The 23,363-nt window shown below is 72.6% G+C and carries 17 protein-coding genes; 7 read left to right on the top strand and 10 right to left on the bottom strand.

Annotated elements, in window-relative coordinates; all coding sequences use genetic code 11:
- Positions 1–2: 2 nt before the first annotated feature.
- The 5 genes from AB0F13_RS23920 to AB0F13_RS23900 all read right to left on the bottom strand — a co-directional run bounded on the left by AB0F13_RS23920 (position 3) and on the right by AB0F13_RS23900 (position 5,685).
- Positions 3–1,256 (bottom strand): 6-phospho-beta-glucosidase, encoded by a 1,254-nt coding sequence (locus AB0F13_RS23920; protein WP_362085862.1) that lies wholly within the window; start codon positions 1,254–1,256, stop codon positions 3–5.
- Positions 1,257–1,272: 16 nt separating this feature from the next.
- The gene (locus AB0F13_RS23915; RefSeq protein WP_362085859.1) at positions 1,273–2,106 is read right to left on the bottom strand and encodes a carbohydrate ABC transporter permease; all 834 of its coding nucleotides are present in this window, start codon (positions 2,104–2,106) and stop codon (positions 1,273–1,275) included.
- A gap of 3 nt (positions 2,107–2,109) precedes the next feature.
- Complete coding sequence (locus AB0F13_RS23910; RefSeq protein ID WP_362085856.1) at positions 2,110–3,063, bottom strand: sugar ABC transporter permease; 954 nt, start codon at positions 3,061–3,063, stop codon at positions 2,110–2,112.
- Between the two features lie 13 nt (positions 3,064–3,076).
- On the bottom strand, positions 3,077–4,426 hold the full coding sequence (locus tag AB0F13_RS23905) for an ABC transporter substrate-binding protein (protein ID WP_362085853.1): 1,350 nt from the start codon (positions 4,424–4,426) through the stop codon (positions 3,077–3,079).
- A 101-nt stretch (positions 4,427–4,527) separates the two neighbouring features.
- The gene (locus AB0F13_RS23900) at positions 4,528–5,685 is read right to left on the bottom strand and encodes an ROK family transcriptional regulator (protein ID WP_362085850.1); all 1,158 of its coding nucleotides are present in this window, start codon (positions 5,683–5,685) and stop codon (positions 4,528–4,530) included.
- Between the two features lie 227 nt (positions 5,686–5,912).
- Here AB0F13_RS23900 and AB0F13_RS23895 point away from each other — a divergent pair, with 227 nt between their 5' ends.
- The gene (locus AB0F13_RS23895; RefSeq protein ID WP_362085847.1) at positions 5,913–6,416 is read left to right on the top strand and encodes an FBP domain-containing protein; all 504 of its coding nucleotides are present in this window, start codon (positions 5,913–5,915) and stop codon (positions 6,414–6,416) included.
- A gap of 82 nt (positions 6,417–6,498) precedes the next feature.
- Here AB0F13_RS23895 and AB0F13_RS23890 read toward each other — a convergent pair whose 3' ends face one another.
- A complete protein-coding gene (locus AB0F13_RS23890) occupies positions 6,499–7,596 on the bottom strand; it encodes a mechanosensitive ion channel family protein (RefSeq protein ID WP_362085844.1) in 1,098 nt (365 codons plus the stop codon).
- Between the two features lie 281 nt (positions 7,597–7,877).
- Between AB0F13_RS23890 and AB0F13_RS23885 the strand changes: the two genes are divergently transcribed.
- Positions 7,878–8,414 carry an HNH endonuclease gene (locus tag AB0F13_RS23885; RefSeq protein WP_071964240.1) on the top strand — a complete coding sequence of 179 codons (537 nt, stop codon included), beginning with the start codon at positions 7,878–7,880 and terminating at the stop codon, positions 8,412–8,414.
- Positions 8,415–8,504: 90 nt separating this feature from the next.
- On the opposite strand, the gene AB0F13_RS23880 is transcribed toward AB0F13_RS23885, so the two are convergent.
- Positions 8,505–11,633, bottom strand: coding sequence for a beta-N-acetylglucosaminidase domain-containing protein (locus tag AB0F13_RS23880; RefSeq protein ID WP_362085841.1), 3,129 nt, complete (start codon positions 11,631–11,633; stop codon positions 8,505–8,507).
- Between the two features lie 465 nt (positions 11,634–12,098).
- On the opposite strand from AB0F13_RS23880, the gene malQ reads away from it, so the two are divergent.
- From malQ to AB0F13_RS23865, 3 genes are all read left to right on the top strand, one after another.
- Positions 12,099–14,177, top strand: coding sequence for a 4-alpha-glucanotransferase (gene malQ, locus AB0F13_RS23875; RefSeq protein ID WP_362085838.1), 2,079 nt, complete (start codon positions 12,099–12,101; stop codon positions 14,175–14,177).
- A 56-nt stretch (positions 14,178–14,233) separates the two neighbouring features.
- A complete protein-coding gene (locus tag AB0F13_RS23870) occupies positions 14,234–14,506 on the top strand; it encodes a hypothetical protein (RefSeq protein ID WP_362085835.1) in 273 nt (90 codons plus the stop codon).
- A gap of 169 nt (positions 14,507–14,675) precedes the next feature.
- A complete protein-coding gene (locus AB0F13_RS23865) occupies positions 14,676–15,647 on the top strand; it encodes an acyl-ACP desaturase (RefSeq protein ID WP_362085832.1) in 972 nt (323 codons plus the stop codon).
- A 60-nt stretch (positions 15,648–15,707) separates the two neighbouring features.
- Here the strand turns inward: AB0F13_RS23865 and pepN (AB0F13_RS23860) are convergent, their stop codons facing one another.
- Positions 15,708–18,278, bottom strand: coding sequence for an aminopeptidase N (pepN, locus tag AB0F13_RS23860; protein WP_362085829.1), 2,571 nt, complete (start codon positions 18,276–18,278; stop codon positions 15,708–15,710).
- A 232-nt stretch (positions 18,279–18,510) separates the two neighbouring features.
- On the opposite strand from pepN (AB0F13_RS23860), the gene AB0F13_RS23855 reads away from it, so the two are divergent.
- Positions 18,511–19,152 carry a superoxide dismutase gene (locus AB0F13_RS23855; protein ID WP_362085826.1) on the top strand — a complete coding sequence of 214 codons (642 nt, stop codon included), beginning with the start codon at positions 18,511–18,513 and terminating at the stop codon, positions 19,150–19,152.
- A gap of 117 nt (positions 19,153–19,269) precedes the next feature.
- Here AB0F13_RS23855 and AB0F13_RS23850 read toward each other — a convergent pair whose 3' ends face one another.
- Positions 19,270–19,896 carry a hypothetical protein gene (locus AB0F13_RS23850; RefSeq protein WP_362085823.1) on the bottom strand — a complete coding sequence of 209 codons (627 nt, stop codon included), beginning with the start codon at positions 19,894–19,896 and terminating at the stop codon, positions 19,270–19,272.
- 105 nt (positions 19,897–20,001) lie between these two features.
- Entirely contained in the window at positions 20,002–20,577 is a 576-nt protein-coding gene (locus AB0F13_RS23845) for a disulfide bond formation protein DsbA (protein ID WP_362086012.1), read from the bottom strand.
- Between the two features lie 165 nt (positions 20,578–20,742).
- On the opposite strand from AB0F13_RS23845, the gene pepN (AB0F13_RS23840) reads away from it, so the two are divergent.
- Positions 20,743–23,346: an aminopeptidase N gene (pepN, locus tag AB0F13_RS23840; RefSeq protein WP_362085820.1), complete on the top strand. Its 2,604-nt coding sequence runs from the start codon at positions 20,743–20,745 to the stop codon at positions 23,344–23,346.
- Positions 23,347–23,363: the final 17 nt, after the last annotated feature.

The following is a 23,363-nucleotide window of genomic DNA, read 5'->3' as shown; positions in this document are numbered from 1 at the left end:
GATCAGGCCCACGCGAGATGCTCCCGGTTGTGGGCGACGAGCTCGTCGGTCAGCTTGTCCGCGTACTCGGTCTGGCCGACCAGGGGATGGGCCAGCAGCGCCTCGAACACCCGGTTCCGCCCGCCCTTCAGAGCGGCTTCCAGCGCCAGCAGCTCGTACGCGGTGACGCCTGCGACCAGCCCGGCGTACAGCGGCTCCAGGGGGCGCACCGGCAAGGGACGCGCTCCCTGTGCGTCCACCGTTGCAGGCACCTCGATCACCGCGTCGTCGGGGAGGAAGGGCAGGGTGCCGTGGTTGAAGGTGTTGACCACCTGGACGTCACCGGTGCCCGCCAGCAGCGAGGAGGTGAGCGCCACGGCCGCCTCCGAGTAGAAGGCGCCGCCCCGCTCGGCCAGCAGCTCCGGCTTCTCGTCCAGCGCCGGGTCGCCGTAGAGGGCCAGCAGCTCCCGCTCCATCGCGGCCACCTCGGCGGCCCGCGAGGGCTTGGTGCGCAGCTCCCGTACGACCGCGTCGTGCTGATAGAAGTACCGCAGGTAGTAGGAGGGCACGACCCCCAGCCGGTCCAGCAGCTCGCGCGGCATGCGCAGGTCGGCCGCGATGGCGTCGCCGTGCCCGGCGAGCAGCTCCGGCAGCACGTCCCGGCCGCCGACGTGCACCGACCGTTCCCAGGTGAGGTGGTTCAGGCCCACGTGCCCCAGCGACACCTCCGGCGGCGTCACACCGAGGAGCCCGGCGAACTTCCGCTGGAAGCCGATGGCCACGTTGCACAGGCCGACCGCCCGGTGCCCGGCCGTCAGCAGGGCGCGGGTGACGATCCCGACGGGGTTGGTGAAGTCCACGATCCAGGCCGCGGGGTTGCGGCGGCGTACGCGCTCGGCGATGCCGAGCACCACCGGGACCGTGCGCAGCGCCTTGGCGAGGCCGCCGGCGCCCGTCGTCTCCTGGCCGACGCAGCCGCACTCCAGGGGCCAGGTCTCGTCCTGTTCGCGGGCCGCCTGCCCGCCCACGCGCAGCTGGAGCAGCACGGCGTCCGCACCGTCGACGCCCGCGTCGAGGTCGGCGGTCCAGGTGATGCGGCCGGGGTGGCCCTGCCGGGCGAAGATGCGCCGGGCCAGGGCGCCGACCAGTTCGAGCCGGTCGGCTGCCGGGTCGACCAGGACCAGCTCCTCCACCGGCAGCACATCGCGCAGCCGGGCGAAGCCGTCCACGAGTTCGGGGGTGTAGGTCGAGCCTCCGCCGACCACTGCGAGCTTCATACGAGCCTCATGGACATCAGCCCTTTACTCCGGTGAGAGTGACGCCTTCGACGAAGGCCTTCTGAGCGAAGAAGAAAACGAGGACGACCGGTGCCATGACGAGCAGCGTCGCGGCCATGGTCAGATTCCAGTTGACGCTGTGGGCGCTCTTGAACGACTCCAGGCCGTACGAGAGGGTCCACGCGCCCGGGTTCTGGGCCGCGTAGATCTGCGGCCCGAAGTAATCGTTCCAGCAGTAGAAGAACTGAAACAGTGCGACCGCGGCGATGCCCGGCCTCGCCATCGGCACGACGATGCGCAGCAGCGTGCCCAGCTCGCCGCAGCCGTCGACCTTCGCCGACTCCAGGTATTCGCCGGGAATGGTCAGCAGGAACTGCCGCAGCAGGAAGATGGAGTACGCGTCCCCGAAGGCCATCGGAATGATGAGCGGCCACAGTGACCCCGACAGGTGCAGCTGCTGGGCCCACACCAGGTACATCGGCACGACGACGGCCTGGGGCGGCAGCATCATCGTGGAGATCACCAGCAGCATCGCCGGGCGGCGGCCACGGAACCGGAATTTCGCGAGCGCATAGGCGACCGGTAGGGACGAGCACACGGTGAACAGGGTGCCCAGCCCCGCGTACAGCAGCGAATTGCGCCACCAGTCGGCGAAGCCGGGGGTGTTGAAGACGTCCGCGTAATTGGACCAGTGCCACTCGTGGGGCCACAGCTCGCCGCTCATTGCCTGCTCGTCGCTCATGACGGAGGTGAGGAAGACGAAGACGAAGGGCAGCACGAAGAACAGGGCGGCGGCGACGGCAGTGGTGTGCACGGCTATCCAGTGCAGGGCGCGTCTGCGGGTCGTCATGGCTCAGTCCTCCGCCGTCAGAAGGCCGGCGCTTCTGCGCATCAGCAGGGAGGTCACGGTCATGGCGATGGCGAAGAGCACGAGCGAGAGCACGCACGCGGCGCCGGTGTTGAAATTCTGGAATCCCAGCGAATAGACGAGTTGCGGCACGGTGAGGGTGGAGTGGTCGGGGTAGCCGGGCTGGATCACCGAGCCCGGGCCGACGCTGACGCCGGAGGCGAGCTTTCCGGCGACGAGGGCCTGCGTGTAGTACTGCATCGTCTGCACCACGCCCGTCACGACCGCGAACATCACGATCGGGGTGATCGACGGCCAGGTGACGTAGCGGAACTTCCTGAAGGCGCCCGCGCCGTCGAGCTCGGCGGCCTCGTACTGCTCCCTGGGCACGTCCAGCAGCGCGGCCATGAAGATCACCATGAGGTCGCCGATGCCCCACAGCGACAGCATGACCAGCGACGGCTTGGCCCAGGTGGGGTCGTTGAACCAGTTGGGAGCGGGGATGCCGAGCGTGGAGAGGACCTCGTTGACCGGCCCCGTCCCCGGGTTGAGCAGGAAGACGAAGGCGACGGTCGCGGCCACGGGCGGGGCGAGGTAGGGCAGGTAGAAGGCCGTGCGGAAGAAGCCGGCCCCCGACTTGACCTTGGTGACCAGCAGGCCGACGCCGAGCCCGAAGGCGACCCGCAGCGCCACCATGACCACCACGAGCCACAGCGTGTTCCACAGGGCGGGCCCGAAGAGCGGCATCTGGCGCAGCACGTACGTCCAGTTGCGCAGGCCCACGAAGGTGGGGGCCTGGATCTGGTTGTAGTGCATGAAGGAGAAGTAGACGGTGGCGATCAGCGGATAGCCGAAGAAGACGCTGAAGCCGGCCAGCCAGGGGGAGAGGAAGCCGAGGGTGCGCAGCCGCCGCCGGGCGGCCTTGCGGCGCAGCTCCGGCGCGGTGGGGAGGAGGGCCATGGCTCGGCTTTCGTCAGTTGGCGGACTGGAGGATGTCGGCGTCTATGCGCCGGTCGAGTGCGCGCAGCCCTTCGTCCAGGTCACCGACCTTGCCCGCCTCGACGTCGTACGCGAAGTCCTGCAGGGCGGTGATGTACATCCCGCCGTTGACCGAGGCGGGCATGGAGGTGCTGTGCGGGTTGCGGGCGATGCCGATGAAGGTGCGGAAGGCCGGGTCGGCGTTGAGCCGCGGTGAGGCGAGCGCGGCTTTGGTGGACGGCACGTTGTGGATCGCGTTCGCGAAGGCGACCACCTGGTCGGTGTCGGCCGTCAGGAATTTCACCAGTTCCCAGGCAGCGTTCTGGTGCTTGCTGCTGTGCGCTATTCCCGCGACCGTCCCGGTCAGGTATCCGCGCCCGTACGTATCGGCCCGGTCGTCCGGCACGGGCATCGGGGCGGTGTCCCACCGGAAGCCCGGCCCGGCGTCGGCGAGCATCAGGCCGCGCCACGAGCCGTCCAGGTGCATGGCCAGCTTTCCGGTCAGGAAGGCGTTCTGCGAGGACATCTCGTCGCCGAAGGTGGTGCGGAAGGTCTCCAGCGCGCTGTAGCCGCCGAGTGAGGTGATCAGATCCCGCTGGACGCCGAAGAACTGCCGCGCCGCGGGTTCCCGGGAGAGCCGGGACCTGCCGTTGTCGTCGAAATACCGGGGCCCCCACTGGGCGAGGAGCCGGTCCGGACTGTTCTCGTACAAGCGGAAGTTGGGCATGAATCCCAGCTGCCGGTACGAGCCGTCAGCCGTCCGTTCGGTGAGTTTGACGGCCGCCGCCTTGAATTCGGACATGGTGCGCGGCGGCCGGGATATGCCCGCCTTCTCGAAGGCGTCCTTGTTGTAGTACATCCCGTAGGCGTCGGCGAGCAGCGGCAGGGCGCACTGGGTGCCGCGGTAGCCGGTGTAGTCCAGCAGCGTCCTCGGGAAGATCTCGGCCTTGTCGAGGCCGGACTTGCGCAGGAAGGGGTCGAGATCGGCCCACATGCCCGTCGAGCAGTACTGCCCCACGTTGTCGGTGGTGAAGGACGACACGACGTCGGGCGCGTCGTCGCCGCCCGCCCGCAGGGCCTGGTTCACGGTGGCGTCGGTGACGTTGCCGGTGGCTTTCACGTGGATGTTGGGGTGGCGCTCCTCGAACCGGGCTATGGCGGCGTCGACGGCCTTGACCTCGTTCTTCTCCGACCAGCCGTGCCAGAACCTGAGCGTGACGGGCCGGGTGGGGTCGTCCCGGTCGCTGCCGGTGGCCGGATTGGCGCAGGCCGCCAGGAGCAGGGCCGCGGTCATGAGCAGGGAGACGGCCGCGGCTCTCGCGCGGTGGTCTCGCGTTCGTGGCATGGCGGAACTTCCTTTGCGGCAGGGGAAGGTAGGGAAGTGTCGCTGTGGAACGGGGCGGGGCAGGCGGTGTGGGGGAGGCGGTGCGGGTCAGGCGGTCCAGGTCAAGCCGTGTCGAAGACGGTGTCGCGGGCGGCCGCGAGCGCGGTGCGCAGCGCGCCGATGAGGATGGGGGAGCCCTCGACCGTGCTCAGCCGCAGCTGCGGCCGGGGCAGCGCGAGCCCGGTCATCTCCTGCTCGACCAGCGCGCGCAGCCGCTCGCCCCCGGCCTGGCAGACCTCGCCGGAGAGCACGACGAGCGCGGGGTCGACGACCGCGACGACGGCGGCGAGCCCGGTGGCGATGCGCGCCGCCAGCTCCGCGAAGAGCTCGTCGCCCGCCCCCGGGGTCCGTCCCGCGGCGGCCAGTGCCGCGGTCACCGTGGGGGCGTCGATGCCGCGCTCGCGGGCCAGGAGGAGCACGGTGGGGGAGCCCACGAGCCTCTGGAAGCCGCCCCCGCCGTCGGGGACGATGGTGGCCTCCGGCCCGCCGCGCGCCAGCGGCGCCCCGGGCAGGGGCATGTAGCCGATCTCGCCGGCGCCGCCCGTCGCGCCGCGCAGCGGTCTGCCGTCGAGCACGATCGCGGCGCCGACGCCCTCGTCGATCCAGGCGAGCACATAGTCCTCGGCGTCCCGCGCGGCGCCGACGTGCTGTTCGGCGACCGCGGCGAGGTTGACGTCGTTCTCGATGGCGACGGGCGTGCCGAGGGCCCCGGCCAGCTCGCCGCGCAGAGTGCCCGAGTGCCAGCCGGGCAGGTGCGGCGCGTAGCGCAGCGTCCCCGTGCGCGGGTCGAGGGCGCCGGGCGTGCCGATGACCGTGCGGTGCAGGGCGCTGCGGGGGAGCCCGGCGGCGGCCAGCGCTCCGTCGACCGCCTCGGTCACCAGTCCGGTGGTCCGGTGCCGGACGTCCTCGGCCATGGCCTCCGCCTCGACGCGGTGCTCCGCGACGACGGTGCCGGTGATGTCGGCGACGGCCGCCGTGATGCCCAGCTCGTCGACGGCGAGGGCGGCGACGTGCGCGACGGCCGGGTTCACCTCGTACAGCTGCGCGTTGGGGCCGGGGCGGCCGGTGACGTTGCCGACGGCACGGACCAGCCCGGCGGTCTCCAGCCGGGCCAGCAACTGGGAGGCGGTGGGCTTGGACAGGCCGGTCAGCTCGCCGAGACGGGTGCGGGTCAGGGTGCCGTGGGCGACGAGCAGATCGAGTGCCGCACGATCGTTCATGGCCCGCAGGACGCTGGGGGTCCCGGGGATTCCGGTTCCTGCCATGGCTCTGCCCCGCCCTTCGGCGGCGTCCTGCGACGCCGCTCTGTAAAGAAACTTTCCAATCGCTGAAGGGAAGGTATGTGCACGTCAACGCGACCGTCAATAGGTCCGGACCGGCGCGTCGCCCGGGCCGGGGCGGAAAACCATGCGACGCCGGATGCGCCCCGCTGTTAGTTTCCCGTGCCATGGAACCACTCGGCGACGCGGACATACGCGCCTCCTTTGTCAATTGCTCGAAGGGCGAGGCCCGCAGGATCAGCCTGCCCCGCACCCTGGCCGATCTCCCCTGGGCCGACCTGGACTTCCTCGGCTGGCGCGACCCGGGCGCGCCGGACCGCGGCTATCTGGTGGCCGAGCGGGCCGGCGAGCCGACCGGCGTCACCCTGCGCGTGCCGCAGGGCGGCCCGCGCAGCCTGACGAAGACCACCATGTGCTCGCTGTGCATGACCGGGCACCCCGGCTCGGGCGTCTCCCTGCTGGCCGCCCGCAGGGTGGGCGCCTCCGGGCGCGAGGGCAATACGGTCGGCGCCTACATGTGCGCGGACCTGGCCTGTCCGCTGTACGTGCGCGGCAAGAAGGTGCCGCTGATGTCGATGCGGTACAAGGAGTCGCTCTCGGTCGAGGAGCGGCTGGAGCGGATGCGGGCCAACGTGGACGGGTTCCTGGACAAGGTCTTCCAGGACCACTGACGCCCGGGGCGCCGAAAGCCGGAGGGCTCCCTCACCACATCGGCGGTGAGGGAGCCCTCCGTGGCAGTGACGGCGGGGCCCGCTACTTGCCGAGCGTCGCGCCCGGCGGCACCGGGGCCGGCGCCGGCACCGCCGGTATCGGCGTCGTGGCCTGTGCCTGCGGGGAGGCGGGGTTGTTCAGGGCCGAGGGGGCGGCGACGTTCGCCGAGGCGTCGGTGAGCGGCGTGAGCTCCTCCTGCGGCGCCGCGGGCAGCGGCGCCCCCATGCGGATCCCCTGCGCGTCCAGCGCCTGCTTGATCCGCCACCGCAGCTCGCGCTCGACGCCCGCCGCGCAGCCCGGCATGGTCTTGGCCTGCACGCGGACGACCACCGAGTCGAGGGTGACGGAGTCCAGGCCCATGACCTCCACCGGCGCCCAGATCCGCTCGGTCCACGGCGCTTCCTTGGCCATCTCCTCGCCCGCCGTCGCGATGACCGCGCGGGCCCGGTCCAGGTCCTCGTCGTAGCGCAGCGTGACGTCGACCTCGGCCATGGCCCAGCCCTGGCTGAGGTTGCCGATGCGCTTGACCTCGCCGTTGCGCACGTACCAGATGGCGCCGTTGGCCCCGCGCAGCTTGGTGACGCGCAGGCCGACCTCGATGACGGTGCCGGTGGCGACGCCCGCGTCGACCTCGTCGCCCACGCCGTACTGGTCCTCAAGGATCATGAAGACGCCCGAGAGGAAGTCGGTGACCAGGTTCCGGGCGCCGAAACCGATGGCGACACCCGCCACACCGGCGCTGGCCAGCAGCGGAGCGAGGTTGATCTTCAGCACCGAGAGCACGGTCAGGGACGCCGTTCCCATGATCAGGAACGAGGCGACGCTACGGAGCACCGAGCCGATGGCCTCCGAGCGCTGCCGCCGCCGCTCGGCGTTGACGAGCAGGCTGCCCAGAGCCGTGCCGTCGATGCCCTGGGCGGTGCGGTTCATACGGGCGATGAGCTTGGTGATGGCGCGGCGGATCAGCGATCGCGCGGCGACCGCGATCACGATGATCAGGATGATGCGCAGGCCGTTGCTGAGCCAGACGGACCAGTTCTCTTCGACCCAGCCCGCGGCGTCGTTCGCCGTCCGTTGCGCCTCGTCCAGGGACGAGGGACGGGGCGTCGAGTCTGCAGCCAGGGCAGCGGACCAGAACACAGCAGGAACCCTCCGGTGTGGGACTACGCCCGCGGCGAGGAGCGGTGCGGGCAGACCCACCACACTAACGGGGCAGACCGGCTGCTCCGCTGTTGTGTTCGAGATGGGGCAGTTCTTGCGCGGTGATGGCCGTGGTTGGTTGAGGTGAGCTGCGAGGTGTGCGCCAAAACACCTGAGACCCGTTACCTGTGGATGGTGGCGCTTCTGCCAGGGGCCAGGGGACACTTGCAGGAGATCGTCCCGGCGCGAGCCACGCGCCGCCGGCGTACAAGGAGGCACCCGTGCCGCATGTCCTGGTCCTCAACGCGTCGTACGAGCCGCTCGGCGTCGTACCGCTCCGCCGCGCGCTCATACTCGTCCTCAATGAGAAGGCCATCAGCCTCGAGGACTCCGGCGCCTATCTGCACAGCGCTACCTGCACCATCCCCGCCCCGAGCGTCGTCCGTCTGAAGCGCTTTGTGAGGGTGCCCTTTCGGGGCCCCGTCCCGCTCACCCGCCGGGCTCTGTTCGCCCGGGACGGCGGGCGCTGCGCGTACTGCGGTGGCGTCGCAACCAGCGTCGATCACGTCGTCCCGCGCAGCCGCGGCGGCCAGCACGCCTGGGAGAACGTGGTGGCGGCCTGCCGCCGCTGCAATCACGTCAAGGCCGACCGGCACGTCTCCGAGCTGGGCTGGCGGCTGCGCCATCAGCCGGCACCGCCGTCCGGCCTGGCATGGCGGATCATCGGCACCGGCCATAGGGATCCGCGCTGGCTGCCGTACTTGCAGGCATACGGCGCGGAGGACGCGATGGCCCGGATCGACGGCATCTCCGCCTGAGGCCTCCGGGCCATCGTTGTGCGGTCTGTTCCATGGGGCCGCGCGCGTACACGGCGATGGCCCGGAGGCCCGCCCGGACCCCGGCCCCGGTCACCGTCCGGAGCCGCCGGCCTCCCGCACCGCGTACGCCTCGACCTCCCACAGCGAGTAGCCGAAGCGCGTGGCCCGCTTCTCGCCCTGGACCCGCACGAAGCGCGCGTCCGGCGCATCCATGCGCACCGACTCCACGCCGCCCTTGCCGTCGGTGACCAGCGCCGCGTCCCGCCAGGTCCGCCCGTCCGGCGAGACCTGGACGCGGTAGCGCAGGGGGTGCGCCTCCTGCCAGTGCAGCACCAGGCGCCCCAGCCGCACCGGACGGGCCAGCTCCAGCTGCCACCAGGCGCCGTCGGTGTGCGCCGAGGACCAGCGGGTGCGCGGGTCGCCGTCGACGGCCGCCGGGGCCGGGAAGCGGGCCGTCTCGTCGCCCGAGGACGTCGCCCGCGCCCCCCGCGCCAGGTTCGGCCCCCCGGACGGCGGATACGCCCGCACGGTCACGGTCCGCTCCTGGCCCGCCAGGGTGACCGGCACGGTGAGGACCCCGGCCGGCGTGCCCGCCGGCACCGACAGCTCGATGCGGGCGGTGGCCACGCCCCCGCGCGCCACGGTCAGCTCCGCCGGTGCCTTGACGCCGACGCCCCCGGGCGCCCGGACGGTGAGGCGCTCACGGACCGTCTCCGGGCGCCGGTTGATCATCCGCGCCTCCACGGCCACGGGCCGGCCGCCGATCTCGGCGTCCGCGTCCGTGGGCCTGAGCTCGAAGTCGGCGGGGGGAGTGTCGGCGAACCAGGGGCTGATCTCGTGCACGGCGGGCGGCGCGCCGCCCCCGCTCCACGTGACGCGCAGCCCGTCCGCCCGTACTCCACGGCCCGGCACCTGCGTCCAGCCGCTGTCCGACACCGGCCCCAGAGCCTGCCAGCCGCGGTCCGCGTCGTGCGCCTCGACCGTGCCCTGCACGCCGGGCGCGGGCGCGGTGAGCAGGGTGACCACGGTCAGCGGGTGCGGCTCGGGCAGACGGACGGCCAGGGGGGCGCCCGGGCGCGGGAACACGGCGGTCGCCGGGTCGCCGTCGGTGGCGTCGCCGGCGGTGCGCAGCGGCCGGTCGATGCCGGTCCAGCCGTTGGCCCTGGCGAGGGCCTCGTCGAGGAAGGGGGTCAGCACGCCCTTGCCGACGGTCGCCCGGCCCGCCGCGATCCGCTCGCGCAGCCGCTGCACGTCCCGCTGGGCCCGCCAGGCCGCCGCGCCGTCACCGCGCGCCTGGGCGGTGAGCATGTCGACGGCCCGTGCGCCCGCCTCGCCGTACCGGCCGAGCTGCTCCAGCCACGGCCCCACCTCGCCCCCGAGCGTGGGCGCGAGATGGACGGGCGCGCCGGCCATGGTGGCGAACGCGGCGCGCAGCCGGTCCGCGGCCGCGTCGAGCCGTGCGGGGTCCGCCGCGGCCAGGGCCGTGCGGAAGTCGTCCAGCAGCGGGCGCAGATACGCCGACTCCTCGCCGCCCAGCACCGAGGACGCGTCGTTGCCGGCCAGCGCCCGCAGGGCCTCGCGGGTACGGGCGTCGCCGCCCGCGAGGTCGTCGACGGCCGCGCGCCAGGACTCGTCGGGGCGGTAGCCGCGCGGGTTCCAGGCGTAGTCGGCGGCGGTGAACAGCGGGATGCGGGACGCGGCCGGCTGCGCGGAGGCGTTGGCGAGCAGCGCGGTCGAACCGGCGGCGACCGCCGGTTCGCGGCCGGTGTAGGGCCCCAGGAAGATGCGGTCCTGCGCGTAGTCGTTGACCGGGTAGTTGTCCATGGTCATCAGCGGGTGCCCGAAGGCCGCGCGGGCGGCGGCCAGTTCGCCGCCGGTGATGGTCTTGGGCACCACCCCCACGCCCGTCCACGCCACCTCCACGCGCGCATCGAGCGCGTCGGCCAGCGCGCGCCGGAAGGCCGTGCGGCCGTCCTGGTAGTACTCGGTGGGCAGCAGCGACAGCGGGGCCGCCTGCGGCCCCTTGCCCGCCAGGTGCCCGGCCAGCGCGCCCGCGACCTCGGCCTGGGCCCTGGCCGCCGCCTTCGGGCCGGAGCCGAACCTCTCCGCGTCCGCGTCGCAGTGCCACTCGCTGTAGCTGACGTCCTGGAACTGCAGCTGGAAGGCGCGCACGCCCAGCGCCCACATGGCGTCGGCCTTGCGCTTGAGGGCCCGTACGTCCTCCGCGGAGGAGAAGCACATCGCCTGCCCGGGTGAGATCGCCCAGCCGAGCGTCACGTGGTTGCGCCGAGCGCGCTCGGCCAGCTCCCGGAAGGCGGCGCGCTGCCGCGCGGGGTAGGGGGCGCGCCAGCGGGCCTGGCGGTACGGGTCGTCACCGGGCGCGTAGAGATAGCGGTTCTGCTTGGTGCGGCCCATGAAGTCCAGCTGTGCCAGGCGCTGTTCGTGCGACCAGGGCTGTCCGTAGAAGCCCTCGGTCAGCCCGCGCACCGCCGTGCCCGGCCAGTCGCGGATCACCGCCCCCGCGAAGGCGTGGCCCCCTTCCCGCTCCACCGCCAGCTGCCGCAGCGTCTGTGCCGCGTGGAAGAGGCCGTCCGCGCCGGGCCCGGCCAGTGCCACGGCCGGGCGGCCGTCGAGCACCCCGGTGGCCAGGCGGTAGCCGCCCGGGGGCAGGTCGTCCGCGGGCGGGGCGCCGAGCGCCCGCAGGGCGTCCTGCGCCGCCCGCCCGCCCGCGTAGACGATCAGCCCGCTCGGCGGCGGGGTGCCGCCCGGCTCGGCGTCCACGACCGTCCGGGCGCCCAGGCCGCGCAGGATGCCGCGGAGCGCCTCGATGGCGTACGGGTCGGTGCCCGGCTCGGCCATGAGGGTGACCTCGTCACCCACCCGGGCGTACGAGCCCTGGGCGCGTGCCGCCTGGGGACGTGGCCACACGGGCGGCAGGGCACCGGCGCCGTCCCGGTCCGGGGTGCCCGGCGAGCCGGTGGCGGCGGCCGCGGCGTCACCGGGCCGGGGGTCGGCGAAGGCGTCGGTGCCGCTGCCGAGCAGCCCGCCGAGGAGGGCGGCGGCCAGGACGGTGACTCCGGCCCGCCGGGGGCGTCCGGCGGCCGGGCCCAGGCGGCCGGTGCCCACGGCGCGGCGGGGCCGCGGTCCGTCGCCGGCCCCCGGCCGGATGACGTCGCCTCCACGACCTCCGTACGAGGGGTCGTCGCCCAGGAACCGCACGGCCTTCTCCTCGCCCCCAGGTGTTTGCGCCCCCAGGTGTCGCTCCCGTGGGCGACGAGCCCATCACCAGGCGCGGAGCGTGTCAACGTGGCTGACCGAACTGCCGGTAATGCCCCGCGTGCCCGGCGGCGCGGGCGCAGCGGAACCGTTTCGCATGTCCCCCGAAGAGACGCCGAATGTCCCCCGAAGAGACGCCGGACCGGCATCGGGGAACGCGGCCCGGCGCCGGGGGCCGGGCGAGGACTGCCCCTTCCTGGCGGTGGCGCCGAAGGTCGTGCGGGTCGCCTCGGAGGTGCCGCCGGTGCCCTTCGGCGCCGCGCTGCCCACTGCGCCCCGCCGGCAGCCCCGCGATCCGCGGGGGCCGGACGCGCTCGCCGGGCGCAACGCGAGGTGTCGCCGGCCATGGCACATGGGTAGGGCAGAGGCGTCCGGCACGGGGGCGACCACGCGACCACGGAGGTACCGATGGGCAGAGCGCGCCTTGCCGAGCTGCACGGTGTCGCCACCTCCTACGAGCCCGCTCCCGGGCAGGCCGTCCGGGTCTCCGAGGACACCGTCGTCGCGGTCCTCGCCGCGCTGGGCGTCGACGCCTCCACGCCCAGGGCCGTCCAGGACGCCCTGGCGGCGCGTGAGGCGGCCGAGCGCGGGCGGCTGCTGCCGGCGACGGTCGTGCTCCGCGTCGGCTCCGCGCGCGGTCTTCCGTCGCTCCCCGAGGGCACGCGGCTGCGCGTCGACACCGAGGACGGCCGGACCCTCCACTGGGACGCGGCCGCGGGAGCGCCCGGTGGCGAGCTCCTCCCGCCGGGCGGCCACGTGCTGCGCGCCCAGGCGCCCGACGGGCGGTCCGCGAGCGCGCCCCTGATCGTCGCCCCCGACCGGATCCCCGCGCCGCCCGGGCGCGGCCACGGCTTCCTCGTCCAGCTCTACTCCCTGCTGTCCGCCCGCTCCTGGGGCATGGGCGACCTCGCCGACCTCGCGGAGCTCGCCGCCTGGTCGGGCCGCGCCTTCGGTTCCGACTTCGTGCAGGTCAACCCCCTGCACGCGGCCGTGCCCGGCCCGCCCACCGACCCCTCGCCCTACCGCCCCTCCTCCCGCCGCTTCCCCGACCCGGTCCATCTGCGCGTCGAGGAGGTCCCCGAGTTCGCCTACCTCACCGGGGCCGGCCGCGAAGAGGCCGGCCGGCTGGTGGCCCGCGCCGGCGAGCTGCGCGATGCCGTGCTGCGCGGCGGCGCTCTGATCGACCGCGACGCGGTCTGGGACCTCAAGCGCCGGGCCCTGGAGCTGGTGCGGAGCGTGCCGCTGAGCCCCGGCCGCCGCGCCGCCTACGGCGACTTCCTCGCCGAACAGGGCCAGGCCCTCGACGACCACTCCACGTGGTGCGCCCTCGCCGAGGTGCACGGCGCGGACTGGCGGTCCTGGCCCGCCGGCCTGCGGGACCCGCGCTCGGCGAGGACCGCCCGCGCCCGCGGCGAGCTGCTGGAGCGCGTCGACTTCCATTGCTGGCTCGCCTGGCTCACCGACCAGCAGCTGGCCGCGGCCCAGCGGGCGGCCCGCGAGGGCGGCATGCGCGTGGGCCTGGTCCACGACCTGGCCGTGGGCGTCCACCCCTCCGGCGCCGACGCCTGGGCCCAGCAGGACGCCTTCGCTGCCGGGATGTCCGTCGGAGCCCCGCCCGACGCCTTCAACGCCCGGGGCCAGGACTGGGGCCTGCCGCCCTGGCGCCCCGACGCCCTCGCGGCCACCGGTTACGCCCCGTACCGCGAGCTGCTGCGCGGCCTGCTGCGGCACGCGGGGGCGCTGCGGATCGACCATGTGATGGGGCTGTTCCGGCTGTGGTGGGTGCCGCAGGGCTACGAGCCCCGGCGCGGCGCCTATGTGCGCTACGACCCCGAGGCCATGCTCGGCGTCCTGGCGCTGGAGGCGCACCGCGCCGGCGCCGCCGTCATAGGCGAGGACCTGGGCACGGTCGGGCCCGGCGTCCGGGAGACGCTGGCCGAGCGCGGGGTGCTCGGCACCTCGGTGCTGTGGTTCGAGCGCGACTACGCGGGCGGCGGGAGCCGGCCCGGGCCGCTGGAGCCCGGGCGCTGGCGCCCCGGCTGCCTGGCCACCGCCACGACGCACGACCTGCCGAGCACCGCCGCCCGCCTCACCGGCGACCACGTCGAGCTGCGGCACCGGCTGGGGCTGCTGACCCGGCCGCTGGAGGCGGAACAGCGGGAGGACGCCATGGGCGTCGCCGAGTGGCTGGCCCTCTTCGGGCGGCTGGGGCTGCTCCCGGAGGGGCCGGGCGACGAGGAGGGGGCGGTCAAGGCCGTGCACCGCTTCCTGCTGCGCACCCCCGCCGCGATGGTCGGCATCTGGCTGCCGGACGCGGTCGGCGACAGGCGTCCGCAGAACCTGCCGGGCACCTGGGACCAGTACCCGAACTGGCGGCTGCCGGTCGCCGACGCCACGGGCCGGCCGCTGTCCCTGGAGGAGCTGGCCGCCTCGCCCCGGCTGCACGCACTGATGGAGGAGGTCATAGCGGCCCGCAGCCGTCACTGACGCCGATAGGCCACCCCGGACGCGCGGGTCCGGTAGGTGTCCGATACGTTGAGGTCGTGAGCAATAAGGTCAACAAGAACGCCGTGCGTGCCGGTGCCGTCTGCGCAGGCACGATGCTGATGCTGCTGATGTCGTCCCCCGCGTTCGCGCTCACCCGCGACGACGGCGACGACCCGGGCCCCGGCCTGAGCGTGATCAACACGCTCGGCCTCTACGTGGCCGCGCCGATCGTTCTCTTCCTGGTCATCACGGGCCTGACCATGGTCCTCGCCAGGCACTCCGACAACAAGCGCACGCACGACACGCACTACCCCCGCATCGCGCGCTGACGCTTCCCCGTCCGACCGCTCCGCAGGCCCCTGAAGCCGGCACCTCCTGGTGCCGGCTTTTTGCTGCCCATTTCGGTGTATGGGCCACTGGCTTTGGCGTTTGTCCCACCGTTAACCTACGGTGTCGTAACCTACGGAGCCGTAAGTAAAGATCGCCCAGGAGCTGCCTGTGACCATCGCCCCCTCCCACGCCGGCCAGGCCGCATGGAGCGACAGCCGCCTGTTGTACGCACTCGAAGAGGTCGTCGAGGCCGAGCTCAACCGGCACCTGAAGGTGGCGAAGGAATGGATGCCGCACGAGTACGTGCCGTGGAGCGACGGCCGTAACTTCGACGGCGTCATGGGCGGCGAGGCCTGGGCCCCCGAGCAGTCGAAGGTGACGCAGATAGGGCGGACCGCCCTCATCGTCAACCTGCTGACCGAGGACAACCTCCCCAGCTACCACCACGAGATCGCCTCGCTCTTCGGCCGCGACGGCGCGTGGGGCACCTGGGTGCACCGCTGGACGGCGGAGGAGGGCCGGCACGGCATCGTGATGCGGGACTACCTGCTCACCTCGCGCGCCGTCGACCCGGTCGCGCTGGAGCGGTTCCGCATGCAGCACATGTCGGAGGGGTTCGAGTCCGACAACCGGCACAGCATGCTGCACTCGGTCGCCTACGTCGCCTTCCAGGAGCTGGCGACCCGCATCTCGCACCGCAACACCGGCCACCACTCCGGTGACCCGGTCTGCGACCGCATGCTCGCCCGCATCGCCACGGACGAGAACCTGCACATGGTCTTCTACCGCAACCTGCTCGGGAAGGCCTTCGAGCTGGCACCCGACCAGACGATGAGCGCCGTGCGGGACGTGGTGGTCGACTTCCGGATGCCCGGCCACGGCATCCCCGGCTTCGAGCGGGCCGCCGCGCAGATGGCCATCGGCGGCATCTACAACCTGCGCATCCACCACGACGACGTGCTCCAGCCGGTGCTGCGCTTCCTGAAGGTCCTGGAGATCACGGGCCTCGGCCCGGAGGGACTGCGCGCCCAGGAGGAGCTCGGCCTGTTCATGGGCGGCCTCGACGACCAGGCCACGAAGTTCGACGAGCGGCGCGCGGCGCTGCTCGCGCGCCGGCAGGCCCGCGCGGAGAAGGCCTGAGAAAAGCCGAGGGCGCCCCGGACCGCACGGTCCGGGGCGCCCTCGGCTTTACCGCTGCCGTCAGGCGGTCGCCGCCGCATCCGCGGCCTGGGCCTTCAGGGCCCGCTCGACGCCCGCGCGGGACTCGGTGACCAGGCGGCGCAGCGCCGCGTTCGGCTCGGCCGAGGCCAGCCAGGCGTCCGTCGCGTCCAGCGTGGCCTGGGAGACCTGCAGGGCGGGGAAGAGACCCACCGCGATCTGCTGGGCCATCTCATGGCTGCGCTTGCCCCAGACGTCCTTGACCACCGCGAAGTACTTCTGGCTGTAGGGGGCGAGCAGCTCGCGCTGGTCGGCCTGCTGGAAGCCGCTGATGACCGACTCCTGCACCGCGTTGGGCAGCTTGTCGGACTCGACGACCGAGGCCCACGCCTCGGCCTTCGCCTCGGCCGTCGGCCGCGCGGCGCGCGCCCAGGCGGCGTGCTCCTCGCCCGCCGAGGTCTTGTCGCGCTCCAGCTCGGCCGCGATGGCCTTGTCGTCCGCGCGGCCCGTCGCGGCGAGCCGGCCGAGCAGGTCCCAGCGCAGCTCGGTGTCGATCTTCAGACCCTCGACGGACTCGGTGCCCTCCAGCAGCGCGGCGAGGAGGTCCAGCTGCCCGTCGGTGCGGGCGGTGGCGGCGAAGGCGCGGGCCCACGCCAGCTGGTGGTCGCTGCCCGGCGCGGCCGCGCGCAGGTGCTCCAGCGTGGCCTCGGTCCACTTCGCCAGGCCGCTCTCGCGCCAGGTGGGCGCCGCGTACACGTCGATGGCGGTCTTCACCTGGCGCTGCAGGGACTGCACGACGCCGATGTCGGACTCCTTGGCGACGCCCGAGAGCACCAGGTCCAGGTAGTCGCGGGTGGCCAGCTCGCCGTCGCGGGTCATGTCCCAGGCGGAGGCCCAGCACAGGGCGCGGGGGAGGGACTCGGTGAAGTCGCCCAGGTGCTGGGTCACCGTCGCAAGGGACTCGGCGTCCAGGCGCACCTTGGCGTACGACAGGTCGTCGTCGTTGAGCAGCACGACGGCCGGGCGGGCGCGGCCCACCAGCTGCGGGACCTCGGTCAGCGCGCCGTCGACGTCCAGCTCGAGGCGGTCCTTGCGGACCAGCTTGCCGTTCTCGTGCTCGTACAGGCCGATCGCGATGCGGTGCGGACGGAGCGTCGGCTGACCCTTGGCGCCGGCGGGCAGCGCGGGGGCCTCCTGCTTGACGGCGAAGGCGGTGATGACGCCGTCGGTGTCCGTGCTGATCTCGGGCCGCAGGATGTTGATGCCGGCGGTCTCCAGCCACGCCTTCGACCAGGTCTTCAGGTCACGCCCGGAGGTCTTCTCCAGCGCGCCCAGCAGGTCGGACAGGCGGGTGTTGCCGAAGGCGTGCTCCTTGAAGTACGCCTGTACGCCGGTGAAGAACTCGTCCATGCCGACGTAGGCGACGAGCTGCTTGAGGACGGACGCGCCCTTGGCGTAGGTGATGCCGTCGAAGTTGACGAGCACGTCGTCCAGGTCGCGGATGTCCGCCATGATCGGGTGCGTGGAGGGCAGCTGGTCCTGCCGGTAGGCCCACGTCTTCATGGAGTTGGCGAACGTCGTCCACGAGTGCGGCCACTTGCTGCCGGGCGCGTACGCCTGGCAGGCGATGGAGGTGTACGTGGCGAACGACTCGTTCAGCCACAGGTCGTTCCACCACTCCATGGTGACCAGGTCGCCGAACCACATGTGCGCCAGCTCGTGCAGGATCGTCTCCGCGCGCACCTCGTACGCGGCGTCCGTCACCTTCGAGCGGAAGACGTACTGGTCGCGGATGGTGACCGCGCCCGCGTTCTCCATCGCGCCCGCGTTGAACTCCGGCACGAACAGCTGGTCGTACTTGGCGAAGGGGTAGGCGTAGTCGAACTTCTCCTGGAACCAGTCGAAGCCCTGCCGGGTGACCTCGAAGATGGCGTCCGCGTCGAGGAACTCGGCCAGCGAGGGACGGCAGTAGATGCCCAGCGGGACGGACTGCCCGTCCTTCTCGTAGGAGCTGTGCACCGAGTGGTACGGACCGGCGATCAGCGCGGTGATGTACGTGGAGATGCGCGGCGTCGGCTCGAAGCGCCAGATGTTGTCGGCCGGGCGCTGGGGCGTCGGCGAATTGGAGATGACGGTCCAGCCCTCGGGGGCCTTCACGGTGAACTGGAACGTCGCCTTCAGGTCCGGCTGCTCGAAGGAGGCGAAGACGCGGCGGGCGTCCGGCACCTCGAACTGGGTGTAGAGGTAGGCCTGGTCGTCCACCGGGTCCACGAAGCGGTGCAGCCCCTCGCCCGTGTTGGTGTAGGCGCAGTCGGCGACGACCTTCAGTTCATTGCGGCCCGCCCGCAGGCCCGGCAGGGCGATGCGGCTGTCCTTGAAGACCTCGGCCGGGGCGAGCGCCGTGCCGTTCAGCACGACCTCCAGCACGGCCGGGGCGACCAGGTCGATGAAGGACTCGCCCGCCTCCGCGGCGTCGAAGCGCACGGTGGTCACGGACCGGTAGGTGCCGCCCTCCTGCGCGCCGGAGAGGTCGAGGTCGATCTCGTACGCGTCCACGGCCAGCAGCCGCGCCCGCTGCTGCGCCTCTTCACGGGTCAGGTTCGTTCCGGGCACCGGGGCATCTCCTTAGCGTTCCGCAATCTCGCGACTGCGGCCCATCCTTCCACGGTGTCGCTGTGCGTGGCGGTTCGTACGCTGACGGCTGAGGAGCCGAAAGCCTGATCGTCCGGACCTAGGACCGCCTCCGACTTTGGGCCGAGCCGCACCCCCATGACCGCGTTTCAGGTGCAGCTGCTGGTAGCGTTTACCTGCAAGTTAATTGCAATAAGTAGTCGGAGGGCTCGGCATGGCCATCTACACGCTTCCTGAACTCCCGTACGATTACGCGGCGCTCCAGCCCGTCATCGACGCGAAGATCATTGAGCTGCACCACGACAAGCACCACGCGGCGTACGTCAAGGGCGCGAACGACACTCTCGAGCAGCTCGCCGAGGCCCGTGACAAGGACCAGTGGGGCGCCATCAACGGCCTCGAGAAGAACCTGGCCTTCCACCTCTCCGGCCACATCCTGCACAGCATCTACTGGCAGAACATGACCGGCGACGGCGGCGGCGAGCCCCTCGACAAGGACGGCGTGGGCGAGCTCGCGGACGCCATCGCCGAGTCCTTCGGCTCCTTCGCCAAGTTCAAGGCGCAGCTGACCAAGGCCTCCGCCACCACGCAGGGCTCCGGCTGGGGCGTGCTCGCCTACGAGCCGATCAGCGGCCGCCTGATCGTCGAGCAGGTCTACGACCACCAGGGCAACGTGGGCCAGGGCTCCGTGCCGATCCTGGTCTTCGACGCCTGGGAGCACGCCTTCTACCTGCAGTACAAGAACCAGAAGGTGGACTTCATCGACGCCATGTGGGCCGTCGTCAACTGGCAGGACGTGGGCGCGCGCTACCTCGCCGCGAAGGAGAAGGGCAGCTCCATCATCCTGGCGCCCTGACCCGCCCCCCGGACCGCCTGCTCGTGATCGTCTTCTCACCCTTCACGCGGCGGGCGAACGGAGAGGCCCCCGCGCGGTCGGATCGCGCGGGGGCCTCTCCCCATTCCACCATCACCCTCAGGCGTGGCCGAACGCCTCGCCGGTCACCGTGAACTCTCTCGCCAGCCCCGTCTCGTGCAGCCGGGCGAACGGGGTGAACGGCACCCCCATCTCCGACCCCCCGCGGTCGAAGTTCCATGCCTTGTGCACGGCGAAGCGGTAGTCCACCGCCGTGCCCCCCTCCGCGTCCACCCGGACCGTGCCCGTCAGCCGGAACTCCGCGCAGCGCAGGGCCAGCCACCAGTCGGTGCCGGCCCGCCGGGTGATCAGCACATCGCGCCAGCCGCTGTCGGCGGGGTACGCGGCGGGCCCGCGCGGCCCGGCGCGCCAGCGTTCGAGGGCCTCGGCGCGCCACCGCTCCAGCTGCTCCCCGGCGGCCGAGCGGACGGCCGGCAGGGCGAGCAGGTCCTCGGCGTCCACGCGGTAGGGCGCACCCGTGCCGCGCAGGTAGTGCCGGAGCGTGCCCGCCGCCCGCCGCAGCCCCAGCAGCGCCCAGACGCCCCGCAGCGCATGGCACGAGGCCAGCGTCAGCAGGTCGTACGGGCGTACCGGCAGCTCCGCGTAGGCCGCGTTGTCGCACGGCGGCTCCGCCTCGGCCCAGCCGCCGTCACGGCCGAGCGGCCGGGAGAGGTCGGTCTGGCCCATACGCGGGACCTTAACGGACCGCCTGTGCGCCCGCCCGTCGGCTGCGGCTTTCGGGGGCCGTGCCGTCAGTCCCCGTCAGCCCTGGTCAGTCCCCGTCAGTCCCCGTCAGTCGAAGACCGGGCCGACGGTCCGGGTCCGCTTGATCTCGTAGAAGCCCGGCGTCCCGGCGACCAGCAGGGTGCCGTCCCACAGCCGCGCCGCCGCCTCGCCCTTGGGCGCCGGGGTGACGACCGGGCCGAAGAAGGCGACCTCCCGGCCCTCCGGGCCGGGCACGGCGATGATCGGCGTGCCGACGTCCTGGCCGACCTTCTCGATGCCCTCCTTGTGGGAGACGCGCAGGTCCTCGTCGTGGGCGTCGCAGTCGTAGGCCTCCACCAGGCGCTCCGGCAGCCCGGCCGCCGCCAGCGCCGCGGCGATCGTCGTACGGTCGCGCGGCAGGTCCTCGTTGTGGAAGCGGGTGCCGATGGCGGTGTAGAGGCGGCCGAGCACCTCGTCGCCGAACTCCTTCGCGGCCGCCACGCACACCCGCACCGGGCCCCAGGCGTCGGTGCGCAGGTACTCCCGGTACTCCTCGGGCACCTGCTCGATCCTGTCCTCATTGAGCACGGCGAGGCTCATGACGTGCCAGCGCACGTCCACGGGCCGGACCCGCTCGACCTCCAGCATCCAGCGCGAGGTCATCCAGGCCCAGGGGCAGGCGGGGTCGAACCAGAAGTCGGCGGTCACTCTCTCCGCGGTCACACGAATCTCCTCTGACAAGCTGAACAGTCAGTGATTCAACAAGCACCCCCCGTGCCATGATTCCTGGTGTTCGAAAATACGTGAGGAATTCGAGGGAGCCGCGTCGTGCCCGGTGAGAACCTGACCCGTGAGGAAGCCCGGCTACGGGCCCGTCTGCTGACCGTGGACGCCTACGACGTGGCACTCGACCTGCGGTCCGCGGTGGGCCCGGGCGCCGGGCCCCGTACGTTCCGCTCGGTGACGACGATCCGTTTTCGCTGCGCCGAGCCCGGCGCGGCGAGCTTCGCGGACCTCGTGGCCCCCTCCGTGACGGCGGTCAGCCTCAACGGGCGGGAGCTGGACCCGGGGGCTGTCTTCGACGGTGCGCGCATCGTGCTGGAGGACCTGGCCGCCGAGAACGTCCTGACCGTGGACGCCCAGTGCGCCTACAGCCGGACCGGCGAGGGCCTGCACCGCTTCGCCGACCCCGAGGACGGCGAGGTCTACCTCTACACCCAGTACGAGCCCGCCGACGCGCGCCGCGTCTTCGCGAACTTCGAGCAGCCCGACCTCAAGGCCCCCTTCACCTTCTCGGTCACCGCGCCCGCCTCCTGGACGGTGCTGAGCAACGGCGAGCAGGACGGTGAGAGCGAGCCGGTGGCCGCCGACGCCACCGCCGCCACCTGGCGGTTCGTCCCCACCCGGCCCATCTCCACCTACATCACCGCCGTCGTCGCAGGCCCGTACCACGTCGTGCGCGACCACTACAGCCGTACGTTCGACGACGGCACGGTGCTCGAGATCCCGCTGGGCGCGCTGTGCCGCAAGGGCCTGGCCCGCCACTTCGACGCCGACGACATCTTCACCGTCACCAAGCAGGGCCTGGACTTCTTCCACGACCACTTCGACTACCCCTACCCCTTCGGGAAGTACGACCAGGCCTTCGTGCCGGAGTACAACATCGGCGCCATGGAGAACCCGGGCTGCGTCACCTTCCGCGAGGAGTTCGTCTTCCGCGGCAAGGTCACGCAGGCCTCGTACGAGCGCCGGGCCAACGTGATCCTGCACGAGATGGCCCACATGTGGTTCGGCGACCTGGTGACCATGCAGTGGTGGGACGACCTGTGGCTCAAGGAGTCCTTCGCGGACTTCATGGGCGCCTTCTCGCTGGCCGAGGCGACCCGCTTCACCAACGGCTGGGTGACCTTCGCCAACAACCGCAAGTCCTGGGCCTACCGCGCGGACCAGCTGCCCTCCACGCACCCCGTCACGGCGGACATCCACGACCTGGAGGACGCCAAGCTCAACTTCGACGGCATCACCTACGCCAAGGGCGCCTCGGTCCTCAAGCAGCTCGTCGCCTACGCCGGCCGCGACGCCTTCCTCGAGGGTGCCCGGCGCTACTTCAAGCGCCACGCCTACGGCAACACCCGCCTGGCCGACCTGCTGTCGGTGCTGGAGGAGACCTCGGGCCGCGACATGGCCGCCTGGTCGCGGTCCTGGCTGCAGACGGCCGGCGTCAACTCGCTGACCCCGCTGGCCACCTACGACGCGGCCGACCGCATCACCGAGCTCGCCATCCTCCAGGAGGCCCCCGAAAGCCACCCCGAGCTGCGCCCGCACCGCGTGGCCGTGGGCCTGTACCGCCGACGGGAGGCGGGCGGCGCGCTCGAGCGCTACGCCCGTGCCGAGGCCGACGTCACCGGTCCCCGCACGGTCGTCGGGGAGCTGGCCGGGGTCGAACGGCCCGAGCTGATCCTCGTCAACGACGACGACCTCACCTACTGCAAGATCCGCTTCGACGATGCCTCACTGGCCACCCTCCGCCAGCACCTGGGCGACCTCACCGACCCGCTCGCCCGCGCCCTGTGCTGGTCGGCCCTGTGGAACCTCACCCGGGACGGGCTGATGCCCACCCGCGACTACCTGGACCTGGTGCGGTGCTTCGCGGGCGCCGAGAGCGACATCGGCGTCCTGCAGATGGTCCAGGAGTGGGCCATCGGCGCGCTGGTGTACTACGCGGCACCCGCCCGGCGCGAGGAGAGCGGCCGCGAGCTCGCCCAGAGCGCCCTGAGCGAGCTGCGGCAGGCCACGCCGGGCAGCGGCCACCAGCTGGCGTGGGCGCGGTTCCTCGCCCGGCTCGCCACCACGGAATCGGACCTGCAGCTGCTGCGCGGGCTGCTGGACGGCTCCGCGAAGATCGACGGCCTGGACGTGGACCAGGAGCTGCGCTGGGCCTTCCTGGGTACGCTCGCCGCCCGGGGCGCCGCCGACGAGAGCGTGCTCGACGCCGAGCTGGCCCGGGACGACACCGCCTCCGGCAGGCGGCACCACACCCGCTGCCTCACCTCCCGGCCGTCGGCCGCGGTCAAGGCCGGGGCGTGGGCGTCGGTCGTCGACTCCGACGCCCTCTCCAACGCCCTTGCCGAGGCCACCATCGCGGGCTTCGACCAGCCGGGCCAGCGGGAGCTGCTGGCGCCGTTCGCACCGCGCTACTTCGAGGTGATCGAACGGGTGTGGCGGGAGCGGTCCATCGAGATCGCCATGGCGGTCGTGCGCGGGCTTTTCCCGGCCCTGCAGGACGACCGGCGGACGCTGCAGGCCACCGACGCCTGGCTGGCCGCGCACCCGGACGCCGCTCCCGCGCTGCGCCGCCTGGTCCTGGAGGCCCGGGACGACCTGGCGCGGGCCCTGAGCGCGCAGCTCTGTGACGAGGCCGCCGCGCGCTGAGCGGGAGCCGCCCGAAC

This window comes from Streptomyces sp. NPDC026206, from assembly GCF_040638465.1.
In the GTDB taxonomy this organism is placed as follows: domain Bacteria; phylum Actinomycetota; class Actinomycetes; order Streptomycetales; family Streptomycetaceae; genus Streptomyces.
Note: the sequence above shows the minus strand (reverse complement) of the source record. Positions and strands in the feature narration are given on the sequence as shown.